This is a genomic window from Litorihabitans aurantiacus, assembly GCF_030161595.1.
GTDB classification, from domain to species: Bacteria; Actinomycetota; Actinomycetes; order Actinomycetales; family Beutenbergiaceae; genus Litorihabitans; species Litorihabitans aurantiacus.
Genome location: NZ_BSUM01000001.1, coordinates 2,029,493 through 2,041,740 on the forward strand (window position 1 = coordinate 2,029,493; position 12,248 = coordinate 2,041,740).

Sequence of the window (12,248 nt, forward strand, 5' to 3'; positions counted from 1 at the left end):
CGTCAGTGCTTCGGCCAGGAACGGATCGTCGTGAGAAGTCGCACAGCGCGGCGGTCGAGCAGGCGGCCACCGTACCGCAGGCCCAGGACACCCACCACCACGCCGGTCGCGGCGCCCACGAGCAGCGTGAGCCACGCCCACGCGGGGTCCACCGCGAAGACGGGGATCAGGGTCAGCCCCGCCGGCAGGGCCAGCACGCCCAGGGCGGCGAACGATCCCAGCTGGGCCGCGAACGTCGCGCCCATCGCCCCGGTCTGGTTCGACATCGGGTTGCTGCCCGGCGGGGGCGCGGGATAGGGCACCGCGGCGCTGAACACGCCCGAGACCCCGGTCGCCGTGCCGAGCAGGCAGAGGGTGAGACCGACGACGGCGGGCAGCAGCTCGGCCCGTCCCCCCACCAGGGGCGTCACCACCGACAGCACGAGCGCGAGCGGCGCGAGCCACACCAGCACCGCGAGGGCGCGGCCCCACCGGTCGTCGATGCCGCGGACGTCCGCGGCCACGTGCATCCAGAACGCGGTCGAGTCGTAGGCGACGTCGTCGTGGATCGCCCACGCGCCCACCCACGCCACGAGCGGTCCGACCAGCAGCAGGGCCCAGCCGAGCGCGACGTCACGGTCCGGCCCGAACTCCTGGTTGGAGACGAGGAGCGCCATGACGATCGGGACCAGGGGGAGGAACACGACCGAGAAGAGCTGCACGAGGTACCGCGGATCGCCCCGCCAGTACCGCAGCGACCGGCCGGCCACGGCCGCCGCACCCGGGGTCACGCCGCGCGCCACGAGCCGGCCGACCACGGGCAGTCGTGTGCTGCGCGTGGCGCCCGACGGGCCGCCGGAGCCGACCGTCGTCATGGAGCGCACGAGGAGACGCTGGTACAGCGGCAGCGCGAGCGCGATCACCGCGAGCACGATCGCGAGCCGCGCGAGCGCCGGACCCCACGCGCCCGCCAGGACGTCGGCCGGGATCGCCCACGGCGCCCCGAACGGGGTCCAGGCGAGCACGTCCGCGACCGCGTCGAAGGAGATCGTGCCGAGGTCGAAGCTCTGCAGGAGCGACGGCGTCAGGGCGAGCACGAGCACCAGGGCCCCGGCCACCAGGCCGGCGAGGTCGCGACCCCGGCGCCCGCGCATCGCCCCGGCCGCCGCCGTCGTGGTGACCCGGGCCAGCAGGAAGCACAGCAGCGCACCGAGCGCGCCACAGACGAGCGCGACGGCGACGGCCAGCACGCTCGCCCCCACGCCGGAGGTGCTGATCCACGCGAAGGCCGACAGCAGCGCCAGCGCCGCCGTGACGATGCCCGGGATGGACACGGCACCGGCCACGAGCAGGCCCAGGGCGAAGCGCCGGTCGGGTTCGAGGTAGACCGCGAAGCGCTGCGGGTCGAGGGTGCTGTCGAGCCCGAAGGCGAGCACCGGCACGACGGTCCACCCGAGCACGAGCAGCGAGCCGGCCAGCACGAGCGCCGTCGTGCGGATCCCGGGGTCGACGACGTTCAGCGCGATCATCCCGACGACGCCCAGCGCGAGGAGGCCGAGTCCGTACAGCGCGCCCAGCACGAGCAGGACGATGCGCCACTTCTCCCGCAGCAGGGTGTTGCGCAGGAGCCGGAACCTCAGTCGTGCGAGGGTCGCAACCACGCCAGGCCCCCGTCTGCTCCGTGGCGCCGACCAGCTCGGCGAACCGCTGCTCGAGGTTGCCGCCGCCGACCTCCGCGAGGGTGCCCGAGGCGACGAGGGCTCCCTCGTGGATGACGGCGACGTGGGAGCACAGCCGCTCGACGAGCTCCATCACGTGGCTCGAGAGCACCACGGTCCCGCCGCTGGCGACGAAGTCCGCCAGGAGCGCGCGGATGTGGGAGGCCGAGACGGGGTCCACGGACTCGAAGGGCTCGTCCAGCACCAGGACGCTGGGGGCGTGCACGAGCGCGGTGGCGAGCCCGATCTTCTTGGTCATGCCCGCCGAGTAGTCCGCGACGAGCTTGCCCGCGTCGTCGGCGAGACCGAGGACGCCCAGGAGGTCGTCGGTGCGCTGCGCGACGACGGCGGGGTCCATCCCCCGCAGGAGGCCGGCGTAGGTCACGAGCTCGGCGCCGGTGAGGCGGTCGAAGAGGCGGAAGCCGTCGGGCAGGATGCCGAGCCGGCGCTTGGCCGCGTGGGGGTCCTTCCAGACGTCGACGCCGTGGACGTAGGCCGTCCCGGCGTCGGGCGCGAGGAGTCCGGTGGCCATGCTGAGCGTGGTGGTCTTGCCCGCGCCGTTGGGCCCGACGACGCCGTAGTAGGAGCCCGCAGGGATGGTCAGCTCGAACTGCTGCACGGCGACCTTGGCACCGAAACGTTTGAACAGGCCCCACGTCCGCAGGGCAGGGACGGCCGCGCCGACGGCGGCACCGGGCGGCGTGGGCGGGGCGGCGGTGACGTCCATGTCTCCACCCTCGCAGACGGGAGGCCGCCGCGTCCTTCTCGCGTGCCCCGGAGACGACGAGGGGACGGACCCTGACGGATCCGTCCCCTCGTCGTCGGCCCGGTCAGCGACCGGGCCGGGGCGTCGTCACTTGCCGACGGCGGCCTTCAGGGTGCTGCCCGCGGTGAGCTTGACGCCGTAGCCGGCGGGGATCGAGATCTCCTCGCCCGTGCGCGGGTTGCGGCCCGTGCGGGCGGCGCGCTCGACGCGCTCGGCGGCGAGGAGGCCGGTCACCTTGACGGCCTCACCCTTGCCGAGGTTCTCGATGAGGACCTCCTGGAAGGCGGCGAGAGCGTCGTCGGCCTGCTTCTTGGTGAGCGACGCCTTCTCGGCGATGGCGGTCACGAGGTCGGTGCGGTTGACGGTCACAGGTTTCCCCTTCTGTCGTCGCGCGCTCGGTGCGCGCTATCGCTGGAAGACACTACGCGCTGTGCGGGTGGGATCCGCACGAACACGCCGTTTTCGGGCGCGTCGAGCGCGATCGGTGCGCTCCGGCGGGGCCGTCGTGACCTCGCCGTGACCTTCAGGCAACCCTCAACCCGCGTGGCTGTGACCTGCACCGACGCCGCGGAGGGACCGGCTCCGCACGCCGCCGTCCCGACAGCGGTCGCACGAGGCGAGAAAATCGACGCGGTACGGCGTGTCACGCGGCGGATCCGCCCCGGTCCTCCTGTGCCGGCGGTGCCGGGGCCACGAGCTTGAGCCCGACGACGCACCCCACGATCCCGACCAGGAGCGCCACCTTCGCCGGGGACGCGCTCTCCACGCCGGTCAGCATCGCCCACGTGACGGTCAGCGCGGCGCCCACGCCGACCCAGACCGCGTACGCCGTTCCCATCGGGATGGCCCGCATGGCGATCGCCAGACCCACCATCGACAGGGCCAGGGCGACGCCGAAGACGACCGTCGGCGCCAGCAGCGTGAAACCGGCGGAGAGGCCGAGCGCCGTGGCCCACACCGCCTCGAGCACGGCGCTCACCAGCAGCACGGTCCAGGCCGTGCGTGCGGACCGGGACCCCGGTGCGGCCGACGTCGCGGCCGACATCAGGAGACCACCTTCAGGCCGACCACGCACAGCACGAGACCGAGCAGGAGGAGCACCCGGGCGCGGGTGACGCGCTCCGCACCTGTGACCATGCTCCACACCACCGCCAGCACGGCACCGATCCCGACCCACACCGCGTAGGCGGTGCCGGTGGGGATCGCGGTCATGGCGTGGGCGAGCCCGGCCATGGACAGCGCGAGCGCCACGACGAAGACGATCGAGGGCACGGGGCGCCGGAAGCGGTGACTGGCCGCGAGCGCCGCGACCCACACGGCCTCGAGGACCCCCGAGGCGATGAGGATCGGCCAGTGCAGGCCGATGCCGGAGACGAGTGACTGCTGGGACATGACGATCCTTCGCTGGCCGTCTTGTCAGGTGCGGGTACAGCTCCCTCGTCCGCTCGCGCATCCGTGCGCTGCTACCAGCGTCTCACACCTCACCGGCGCACCTCCAGGCGCACCCGCGAGCGCACCTGCGGCAGCTCCAGCACGGTGCCGAGGTCGGCGACGACCTCGCGCACGCGCGCGGCCGCGAGGTCGATCACGCCGTCGGCGTCGAGCACGACGGCGCCGCCCACCTCGAGCGCGCCGCGGCGGTGCACGAGGGTCAGCCGCGCCGCGACGACGTCGTGGTGCTCGGCCAGGACGGCGTTGGCCGTGCGGACGGCGGCGGCCGGGTCCAGCGCGAGCCGGTCGCCGTCGTCGGTGACACCGAGCCCGAGCCGCCGCAGGGGTGCACCCGGCCGCTGGGCGACCAGCCACGCGGCGGCCGTCACGACCGCCGCCACCCCGACCGCGCCGGCGGCCGCCGGCCACCAGGGCCAGCGGGCGACGGCGCGCGCGGCGTCGCCGAGCGTCCAGCCCAGCGCGGGCACGGCGGCGGGGACGAGGATCGCGGCCCCCAGGAGAACGCCGACGACGCCGAGCAGCACCAGACCGGTCCGGTTGCGCCCCACCGCGCTGCGGTCCCTACGCATCGGGGTCCTCCCCCGACTCGGCGGTGCTCGGTCCGGGACGTGCGGCGGTGCGTCGCGATGCGCCGTCGGCCCGGACCTCGACGCCGCGGTCGACACCGATCGCGGTCAGCACGCGCACCACCTCGGTCTCGGCGCGCGCCGGCACCCGGGGGTCACCGGTCGAGGTCACCACGACGTCGACCCGCGTCGGCGAGGCGAGCGAGCTCGCGCCGAGCGCACCGTTCGCCCGCGACGCGGCCGCGGAGGCCAGCCGCGCGACGTCGACGTCCTCCGCGACGAGTCCGCCCTCGCCCGCGACCTCGCTCGCGTGCCGCCGGCCGGCGACGCTCGCGGCGCGCAGCACCAGGACGCCGACGGCGAGGACCACGGCTCCCAGCACGATCACCGTCACCCCGGCCTGGGCCTCGAGCCACGCCAGGGCCGAGGCCACCCAGCCCTCGCCACCCACGAGCCCGACGCCGACCAGCGCCTGCTGCACGAGAAGGACGCCGACGGCGGCCGTCACGAGAGCCCCCAGCACGGCGAGGGTGCGCAGGGCACCCCCGGCGCCGGACGGCGGCGCCGTGACGATCGGTGGCCGCCCCGAGGGGGCGGCGGGCGTCACCGCCCGCTCCCCGAGGTCGCGGCGGGCACGACGACCTCGGCCACCAGGACGTCCACGGCGTCGACCGTCACCCCGCCCCAGTCCTCGAGGGCGTGCCGGATCGCCGCGGCCGCGGCGCTCGCCGTCGCCGACGCCGGTGCGGGCCACGCACCGGCCACACGGGCCCGGACGCGGGCGTGACCACCCGAGAGGCTCACGTCGACGACGGGCAGGCCGTCACCCAGCAGCCGCCCGGGCGTGGCGTGGCTCGCGCGGCGTGCCGCCCCCGGGCGAGCCGCTCCAGCACGCGGTCGGCGACGTCGGTCCGGCCGGGCAGATCGCGGGCGGGCAGATCGAGAGCGGACTCCTCACCCACGTCGTCTGCTCCCGATCAGCTGCGAGAGGTCGAGCCTGCCCTCGATCACGGCGCCGACCGCCATCCCGAGCGCACCGAGCACGAGGGCGAGCAGGAAGGCGCCGAAGCCACCGATCGCCGCGGCGATCGCGAGGAGGAGTCCGGCGAACAGGCCGGTGCGCGTGAGGTCCATGGGGTGCTCCTTCATCGTGGCCGGCGCGCCGCGGGCGCGGGCGGGACCGGGACGAGCCGGGTGGTGGTCACCTCGGGGGTGGGGTCGGGCGGCAGGTCCGGGCGGCGGACGTCGTCGACGAGGACGTCCACCCGGTGCAGGGTCGCGGGGCTCAGCTCGAGCACCTCGCGCCGCACCCGCGCGGCCAGCGCGCGCAGGTCGGTGTCGTAGGCGGCGACGATGCGGACCACCGCCGCGCCGTCCTCCAGCCGGACGCCAGCGACGCGTCCGCCGGGCAGCAGCGCCGCGATCTCCTCCCCGACCCCGCCCGCGAGGTCGAGCACGCCGTCGACGCCCAGGGTGACCGCGCGGACGAGCTCCGCGAGGTCACCGTGGTCGGTCGTCACGGGTCCGGGCCCGTCGCGTCAGCGGACGCGGGGGCCGGCCTCGGCCCCGTCGGGCGAGGACGCGTCGTCCTCGGGCAGGTGGACGTCGCCGACGGCGATGTTGACCTCGATCACGCGCAGACCCGTCATGCGCTCGATCGCGCTGACGACGGACCGGCGCACCTGGTGCGCGACGTCGGCGATCGGGACGCCGTACTCCGCGACGATCTCGAGGTCGACGGCGGCCTCCTCGGCCCCCACCTCGACGCGGACGCCCTGCGAGAAGTTCGTGGTGCCGCCCGGGATACGCTCCCGCAGCGAGCTGAGAGCGCGCGCCGCACCGCCTCCCCCGACGGCGTGGACGCCGGCGACGTCACGCGCCGCGAGGCCCGCGATCTTGCTGACGACGCCCTCGGCGATCGTCGTGGTCCCGCCGCTGGAGGCGAGGGCCGACGGCGGCGTCGACGCCGCGGGTGTCGACGTCGTCGTGCGGGCGGACGCGGCCTCGGTGCCCGCTCCGTCCGCGGCGCTGCTGGTGGACTCGCTCATGCCGGTCTCCGTTCCCCTGCGGTCCGGGACGCTCCGGGCCGTTCGAGACTCACCCTACGACCGTGAGCGCGCGACCGTCCGGATAGGTTGGGAGGAGATCCCGACGAGCGCCCGGAGCGACCATGGACGAGCACTCCCCCGCCGCACCGCGGCTCACCGCCGACGGCCTCGCCTCGGTGACCGAGCGGCACCTCGCGACGCTCTCGACGCTGGGGCCGACCGGCCTCCTGCACGTCGTCGCCGTGGGCTTCACCTGGCACGGCGGCGTCGTCCGGGTGATCACGCGCGAGGGCAGCCAGAAGGTCCGCAACATCGAGCGCGATCCGCTCGCGACCGTGGCACAGGTCGCCGGACCGCAGTGGCTCAGCTTCGCCGGGCACGCCCGGGTGGTGCGTGACGCGGACTCGGTCGCGCTCGCCGTCGACCTCTACGCCCGGCGCTACCGGCAACCGCAGCCGAATCCCCAGCGCGTGGCGATCGAGCTCGTGCCCTCGCGGATCATGGGCTCGCGCGGGCTCGTGGTCACCGGCTCGGCACTGCGCTGACACCGGCCCGAGCACGGTGGTGGCCCGCCCCGTCCCCGGGCCGGGCCACCACCGTGGCGGCGCTACCTCACCTCACGAGCGACCGGCGCGCACCCGCCGCCTCAGCATCACCCCGGCCGCGGTGAGCACGGCGGCGACCAGCGCGAGGATGACGGGAGCGGTCGCACCCGTCGCGGCGAGCCCGCCACCGCCCCGGTGCGTCGGCTGCTCGCCGGGTGCCGCTCCCGGCGACGTGGCCGTGACGGTCGGAGCGGGGTCGCTCGGCTCGTCGGACGGGGGCTCCGACCCGGTCGGCTCGGGCGTGGGCGGGTCGCTCGGCGGCGCCGCGTCGTCGGCCAGGTAGGTGAAGGTGCCCGCCGTCACCGTGCCGTCGGGGTGGGCCAGCGTGACGGACGCCCCACCTGCGACGCCCGGCGGGCTGACGACCCGGAGCGTGCGATCGTCCACCACCTCGAACTCGCTCGCGGCCACGCCGCCGAACGAGACGGTCGTGACCGCGGTGAGGGAACGGCCGACGATCGTGAGCTCGGTCCCGCCCGCCGTCGGCCCGTGGCCATCGACCGGCGCGGCCACCTCGGGGGCAGGACGCCGAAACCCGGCAGCGGGGCGTCGACGGGAGCCACGGCGGGCTGGCACGCGGGCTCGGGGGCACCGTTCTCGTGCTGCTCCCGGACCTCGTCGCCGCTCAGCTCCTGCGCGTAGACCCGGGCGTCCGCCCAGGTGAGACCGGTGTCGCCGATCCTGCTCTGCGGCAGGGACACAGCGGCGTCGACGGACGCGACGGGTGCGCCGTCGACGTAGAGCGTCAGCCCCGCGTCGCCGTGCGTCACGGTCAGGTCCACCCAGGCGCCCGTCGGGATGCTCGCGCCGAGCAGGTGCTCACCACCCGGACCGACCACGGTCAGACCGTCCGGGCCGAGCGTCAGACTGCCGTCGGGCAGGCCGGCGATGCTCCCGTCCGGCCGGAGCGCGGGGTAGCCGGCCATGCTTCCGAGGAGCCGGCGCACCTGGGCGTCGTCACGCCGCAGCGTGGCGCTGAACGACCAGTCGCCGGTGAGGTCCGGTGCCCCCAGGAACCAGAACGTCCCGCCCTGCACCGGACCCTGGTCGGGGTCGGTCGTCCGGGCCGGTGCCGCGTTCAGCTTCGTCATGCCGCTGAGACCACACGTCTCCACCAGTGCCCTGCGGTGGTTCGGACCGTGCGCGTCGTGGAGACCGGGAGGGAACGAGGCCTCGGCGAACTGCCAGGCGTGCACGGGACGTGCGTCCGTCGTCGCCGTCGGCTCGACCTCGCCGACGTAGAACGGTGCCGGTCCCACCCGCGGGAGCAGCTCCCCCGTGAAGCTCGCGAAGTCGCGCTCCCCCGGCTCGAGGTTCCAGCTGCGCTCCGCGGTGGCGGCGCGGGGACCGTACGCCATCGACTCGAAGAACTGGCCCTGGGCCCAGCCGTGGTCGTCGCCCCAGGTGTGCATCCCGAAACCGAGCACGTTGTCGTCCGACGACCCGTAGCCGCGCGAGTCGCGGTAGATTTTCGCGGGATTCGTGCCGTAGCTCCCCGGCACCAGGTAGTAGTCGTCGCTGTGACCCATGATGCGGTCGTAGGGGCGAAGCGCGGGCCTGTTCTCGTCACCGGTCCAGACCTGGACGATCACGTCGTCGTCGACGATCAGCGGCCGGCCCGCGGGCCAGCTGTTGTCGAAACCGCTGTAGACGACCGTCCGCTTCCCCATGCCCTTCAGGTGACCGTTCAGCTGGTTGATCAGCGTCTGCTCGATGCCCGAGACCGACCGGAGATTCGGGTCCGCCTGCTCGGCCATCCACGTCTGGAGCGCCGGGCACTCCGGGATGCGCGGCGGCACCTCGTCGCCGCCGATGTGTACCCACGGCGAGTCGAACCACGGCACGAACTCGTCGAGGGTCTCCCGGGCGTTGTCGAGACCCTTGGGGTTCATGAAGTTCATCGTGAAGTCGGACGTCAGGTGCGGGTAGGAGTACTCGTCACCGCAGGTGTTCTCCGGCGTCGCTCCCGTGTCGCGCTCGCCGAAGCCGGGTTCGACCTCGATCGGGCCGTCTCCCATGCCGATGTGGAAGTAGGCGGCGCGGTGCGACAGGTGGGCCGGGAACTCGAACGCCGGCACGACCGTCACGCCGTTCTCCCGCCCCACGCGGACGATCTCCGCGATCTCCGCCTCGTCGTAGCTGAACTCCGGCTCCGCCAGGCCCGGGTAGCGGGGGCTGTCGAGGCGGAAGTACTCGGCGTCGTCCATGTGGAAGATCAGGACGTTCTGCTTCAACCACCCCATCTGCCGGATGACGTCCTCGACCTCGCGCACGGTCCAGTACTCGCGCGAGACGTCCAGCGTGTAGGGCCGCACCGCGGTGTCCGGCACGTCGACACCCGCTCCGTTGCCGATCTCGCGGAGCTCGGGGTCGCTTCGGAGCGCCTGCAGCAGCGTCCGCCCGCCGTAGTAGAGGCCGCTCGCCGAACCGGCGACGACCGAGATCCGGTCACCCGTCACCTCGAGGCGGTAGCCCTCGCTCCCGAGAGCGCCGTCCTGCACCGCCGCCGGATCCAGCCGCAGCCCGATGTCGCCCGGTCCGGCCTCGCCGGTCCCGACCGGCAGGTCCAGGTCGGTCACCTCGCGCAGGTCACGACTCAGCCCCTGCGCGGCTCCCGAGACGGTCATCGGGCCCAGGAGGATGTCGGAACCGCCCTCGACCGAGGTGAGGTCGGCCTGCTCCTGCGGCACCACGATGCGCCAGGACTCGTCGAGCACCGTGGTCCCGGCGACGGCCTCCCACCCGGCCACCTGCGGGATGGTCGCGTCCGCGAGGGACGGGGGTGGTGCGCCGTCCGCCGGCGCGGCGCTCGCGCCGGCTGCCGCGAGTCCGAGCGCACCGACGAGTCCGACGGCGGTCACCACCGCCGTCGCCGTGCGCATCCGTGTACGTGAGTGTCCAGTCATGAAGCATCCATCTCCGACGTCGCCCGTTCGTCCGATGCCCCGGGACGTCCGTTGTCCTGGGGGCCATGCACCGCCGATGCTAACAGGTGCGTCTTTCGAGCACGTTGCCGTCACTGCACGTCACTCTCGGGAGGGATCCGACGTCCGATCGCCGGGCGCGACGAAGGCCCACCCCGGAACGGGGTGGGCCTTCGCGTTCGTGCTCACGGGGTGGAGGTGGCGGGAATCGAACCCGCGTCCGACGGTGTGGAACCAGGGCTTCTCCGAGTGCAGTCAGCTGCTGTTCTGCTCGGCTCCGGTCGTGTCGCTGACAACCGACCGACGAGCCCAGTCAACTAGAAGTCCCCGCAGCCCCGTTGACGAAGGCTACGAGCAGTGGCTCTCTTGGTGACGCCGGCAACCCGGTCGAGAGCACCCCGGGACCGACGGACTTCTACGCTCGCTCAGGCGGCGAGGGCGAAGTCGGTGCGCTTGGAATCGGCACCTATGGGTTTGCACGGATCGTTGACGAGATGACCGTGCGTCCTCGACTCGCTTCCCCTGGTTGAACGGCCGTCGTCGAAACCGTTCACCCCCGTGTTCTGTTGTCAAGCAGTCGTGCACCCCCATGCTACCGGTGCAGCGACCGGCGCCGCACGGTTATTCCGCCGCCTGCTCCAGCGCCTGCGCCACCAGCGGACGCACCTGCGTCCCGAGCCGCTCGATCGCCCGCAGCTGCTCGACCTGGGGGACGCCCGCGAGGTCCATCTGGAAGATCTGGCGCGTGTGCCCGATCGCACGGTGGGCGCGCACGATCTTGTCGGCCACCTCGCGCGCGCTCCCGACGGCGTAGGCCCCGTCGGGCGCCGCCGTCGCGTCGAACGTGATGCGGTTGGGCGGGGCGAACCCGCGCTCGCGCGAGATCGCCGTCATGCTGCGCAGCCAGTACGGGTAGAACGTCTCGCGCGCCGAGCGCGCGTCCTCGCCCACGAACCCGAAGCCGGACAGGGTGACGGCGGGCCGGGACGCGCCGTCGGCGTGCCCTACGCCTCGGCGCGGTGCGAACTCGCTGCGGTAGAGGTCCGCGAGCGGCGCGAACTGGGCCGGGCGGCCGCCGATGACGGCGTAGTTGACCGGCAGCCCGAGGCGCGCGGCGCGCACCGACGAGGCCGGGTTCCCACCCGTCGCGACGGCGAGGTTGAGGCGGCGGCCGCGGCCCGCGACGTCGGCGGGGCGGGGAAGGACGACGGCGCCGGTCAGCTCCGGCCGGAAGCGGCCGCGCCACGTCACGGCGGCGTCGCGGGCGCCGGCGTCGTCGAGAGCGAGAAGGAGGCCCAGCTTCTCCTCGTACAGCGCGTCGTAGTCCCCCAGGTCCGCACCGAACAGCGGGTAGGACTCGATGAACGAGCCGCGCCCGGCCAGCAGCTCGACCCGACCGTCCGAGAAGGCGTCCATCGTCGCGAACTGCTGGTAGGTGCGCACCGGGTCCTCGGTGGACAGCACCGTCACGGCGCTGCCGATGCGGATGCGGCTGGTCTGCGCCAGCAGCGCCGAGATGACGGTCGCGGGCGAGCTGATCGCGTACTCCGGCCGGTGGTGCTCACCGATGCCGACGTAGTCGAGGCCCACCTCCTCGGCCAGCCGTGCGCGCTCGGCGACGTCGCGCAGCGTGCGCCCCGCGTCGTCGCCCTCGCCGATGTCACCGAACGTGTAGATCCCGAGCTCCATGTCCATCCGAACGCATGGAGCTCGGGAACTGTTCCTCCTCGCGGCGGCTACTTCTTCCGGCGGTTGTCCAGCAGGAGCGAGAGCCCGGCGCCGAGCATGAAGACGTCCTTGGCGATGCCGACGCCGTCCGGCGTCGGGCGCACACCGTCCTTCGTGAGGCCGGGGGTCTTGTGGTACATCCACAGCAGCGCGCCGGAGAAGGCCGTCAGACCGAGACCGGCGACCACGCGCGGGACGAACGGCGCGAGGATCGCGGCACCGAGGGCGGTCTCACCGATCGCGAGCAGCTTGCCGAACTCCTCGGGCCTCATGTCCTTCAGCTGCGGGAACGCGTTGCCGGCCATCGCCTGCAGGCCCGCGGCGGACTCCGCGTCGAGCGAGAACTTCCCGATGCCGGAGTTGAGGATGAACGCGCCGGACGTGAGGCGCAGGGGAAGACGGTGCAGGGCGGCGGACACGGGTGCCTCCAGGTCATCGGGTGCGAGGTCGACGCCGGCGGGT

General features: G+C 73.8%; 15 protein-coding genes, 1 other RNA gene and 3 pseudogenes. 1 reads left to right on the forward strand and 18 read right to left on the reverse strand.

The window, feature by feature from the left end:
- Window positions 1–2: 2 nt before the first annotated feature.
- The 12 genes and pseudogenes from QQK22_RS09540 to QQK22_RS09595 form a co-directional block, all read right to left on the reverse strand.
- Window positions 3–1,640: a hypothetical protein gene (locus QQK22_RS09540; RefSeq protein WP_284250706.1), complete on the reverse strand. Its 1,638-nt coding sequence runs from the start codon at window positions 1,638–1,640 to the stop codon at window positions 3–5.
- Window positions 1,616–2,424, reverse strand: a pseudogene (locus QQK22_RS09545) (ABC transporter ATP-binding protein). The gene QQK22_RS09540 and the pseudogene QQK22_RS09545 overlap by 25 nt, the downstream one beginning before the upstream one ends.
- A 126-nt stretch (window positions 2,425–2,550) precedes the next feature.
- A complete protein-coding gene (locus tag QQK22_RS09550) occupies window positions 2,551–2,832 on the reverse strand; it encodes an HU family DNA-binding protein (RefSeq protein ID WP_284250707.1) in 282 nt (93 codons plus the stop codon).
- Between the two features lie 274 nt (window positions 2,833–3,106).
- Complete coding sequence (locus QQK22_RS09555; RefSeq protein WP_284250708.1) at window positions 3,107–3,508, reverse strand: DMT family transporter; 402 nt, start codon at window positions 3,506–3,508, stop codon at window positions 3,107–3,109.
- Complete coding sequence (locus tag QQK22_RS09560; protein WP_284252659.1) at window positions 3,508–3,822, reverse strand: DMT family transporter; 315 nt, start codon at window positions 3,820–3,822, stop codon at window positions 3,508–3,510. Before QQK22_RS09560 ends, QQK22_RS09555 begins: the two co-directional genes overlap by 1 nt.
- A gap of 122 nt (window positions 3,823–3,944) precedes the next feature.
- Window positions 3,945–4,484 carry a hypothetical protein gene (locus tag QQK22_RS09565; RefSeq protein WP_284250709.1) on the reverse strand — a complete coding sequence of 180 codons (540 nt, stop codon included), beginning with the start codon at window positions 4,482–4,484 and terminating at the stop codon, window positions 3,945–3,947.
- The gene (locus QQK22_RS09570; protein ID WP_284250710.1) at window positions 4,477–5,088 is read right to left on the reverse strand and encodes a hypothetical protein; all 612 of its coding nucleotides are present in this window, start codon (window positions 5,086–5,088) and stop codon (window positions 4,477–4,479) included. Before QQK22_RS09570 ends, QQK22_RS09565 begins: the two co-directional genes overlap by 8 nt.
- Window positions 5,085–5,285 (reverse strand): hypothetical protein, encoded by a 201-nt coding sequence (locus tag QQK22_RS09575; protein WP_284250711.1) that lies wholly within the window; start codon window positions 5,283–5,285, stop codon window positions 5,085–5,087. The genes QQK22_RS09570 and QQK22_RS09575 overlap by 4 nt, the downstream gene beginning before the upstream one ends.
- The gene (locus tag QQK22_RS09580; protein WP_284250712.1) at window positions 5,282–5,443 is read right to left on the reverse strand and encodes a hypothetical protein; all 162 of its coding nucleotides are present in this window, start codon (window positions 5,441–5,443) and stop codon (window positions 5,282–5,284) included. The genes QQK22_RS09575 and QQK22_RS09580 overlap by 4 nt, the downstream gene beginning before the upstream one ends.
- Window positions 5,436–5,615 carry a hypothetical protein gene (locus QQK22_RS09585; protein WP_284250713.1) on the reverse strand — a complete coding sequence of 60 codons (180 nt, stop codon included), beginning with the start codon at window positions 5,613–5,615 and terminating at the stop codon, window positions 5,436–5,438. Before QQK22_RS09585 ends, QQK22_RS09580 begins: the two co-directional genes overlap by 8 nt.
- A gap of 11 nt (window positions 5,616–5,626) precedes the next feature.
- Window positions 5,627–6,001: an Asp23/Gls24 family envelope stress response protein gene (locus QQK22_RS09590; protein WP_284250714.1), complete on the reverse strand. Its 375-nt coding sequence runs from the start codon at window positions 5,999–6,001 to the stop codon at window positions 5,627–5,629.
- A gap of 18 nt (window positions 6,002–6,019) precedes the next feature.
- Window positions 6,020–6,529 (reverse strand): Asp23/Gls24 family envelope stress response protein, encoded by a 510-nt coding sequence (locus QQK22_RS09595; RefSeq protein ID WP_284250715.1) that lies wholly within the window; start codon window positions 6,527–6,529, stop codon window positions 6,020–6,022.
- A 122-nt stretch (window positions 6,530–6,651) separates the two neighbouring features.
- Here QQK22_RS09595 and QQK22_RS09600 point away from each other — a divergent pair, with 122 nt between their 5' ends.
- On the forward strand, window positions 6,652–7,074 hold the full coding sequence (locus tag QQK22_RS09600; protein WP_284250716.1) for a TIGR03618 family F420-dependent PPOX class oxidoreductase: 423 nt from the start codon (window positions 6,652–6,654) through the stop codon (window positions 7,072–7,074).
- A gap of 72 nt (window positions 7,075–7,146) precedes the next feature.
- On the opposite strand, the gene QQK22_RS09605 is transcribed toward QQK22_RS09600, so the two are convergent.
- From QQK22_RS09605 to QQK22_RS09625, 6 genes and pseudogenes are all read right to left on the reverse strand, one after another.
- Window positions 7,147–7,437: a hypothetical protein gene (locus QQK22_RS09605; protein WP_284250717.1), complete on the reverse strand. Its 291-nt coding sequence runs from the start codon at window positions 7,435–7,437 to the stop codon at window positions 7,147–7,149.
- A gap of 36 nt (window positions 7,438–7,473) precedes the next feature.
- A pseudogene (locus tag QQK22_RS19300) lies at window positions 7,474–7,710 on the reverse strand (IPT/TIG domain-containing protein); the annotation flags it as partial.
- 920 nt (window positions 7,711–8,630) lie between these two features.
- Window positions 8,631–10,040 (reverse strand): annotated as a pseudogene (locus tag QQK22_RS19305) (family 20 glycosylhydrolase); the annotation flags it as partial.
- 208 nt (window positions 10,041–10,248) lie between these two features.
- Window positions 10,249–10,616: a transfer-messenger RNA gene (gene ssrA / locus QQK22_RS09615) on the reverse strand.
- 63 nt (window positions 10,617–10,679) lie between these two features.
- Entirely contained in the window at window positions 10,680–11,753 is a 1,074-nt protein-coding gene (locus QQK22_RS09620) for an LLM class flavin-dependent oxidoreductase (RefSeq protein ID WP_284250720.1), read from the reverse strand.
- A gap of 41 nt (window positions 11,754–11,794) precedes the next feature.
- Window positions 11,795–12,205, reverse strand: coding sequence for a DoxX family membrane protein (locus QQK22_RS09625; protein ID WP_284250721.1), 411 nt, complete (start codon window positions 12,203–12,205; stop codon window positions 11,795–11,797).
- Between the last annotated feature and the right edge of the window lie 43 nt (window positions 12,206–12,248).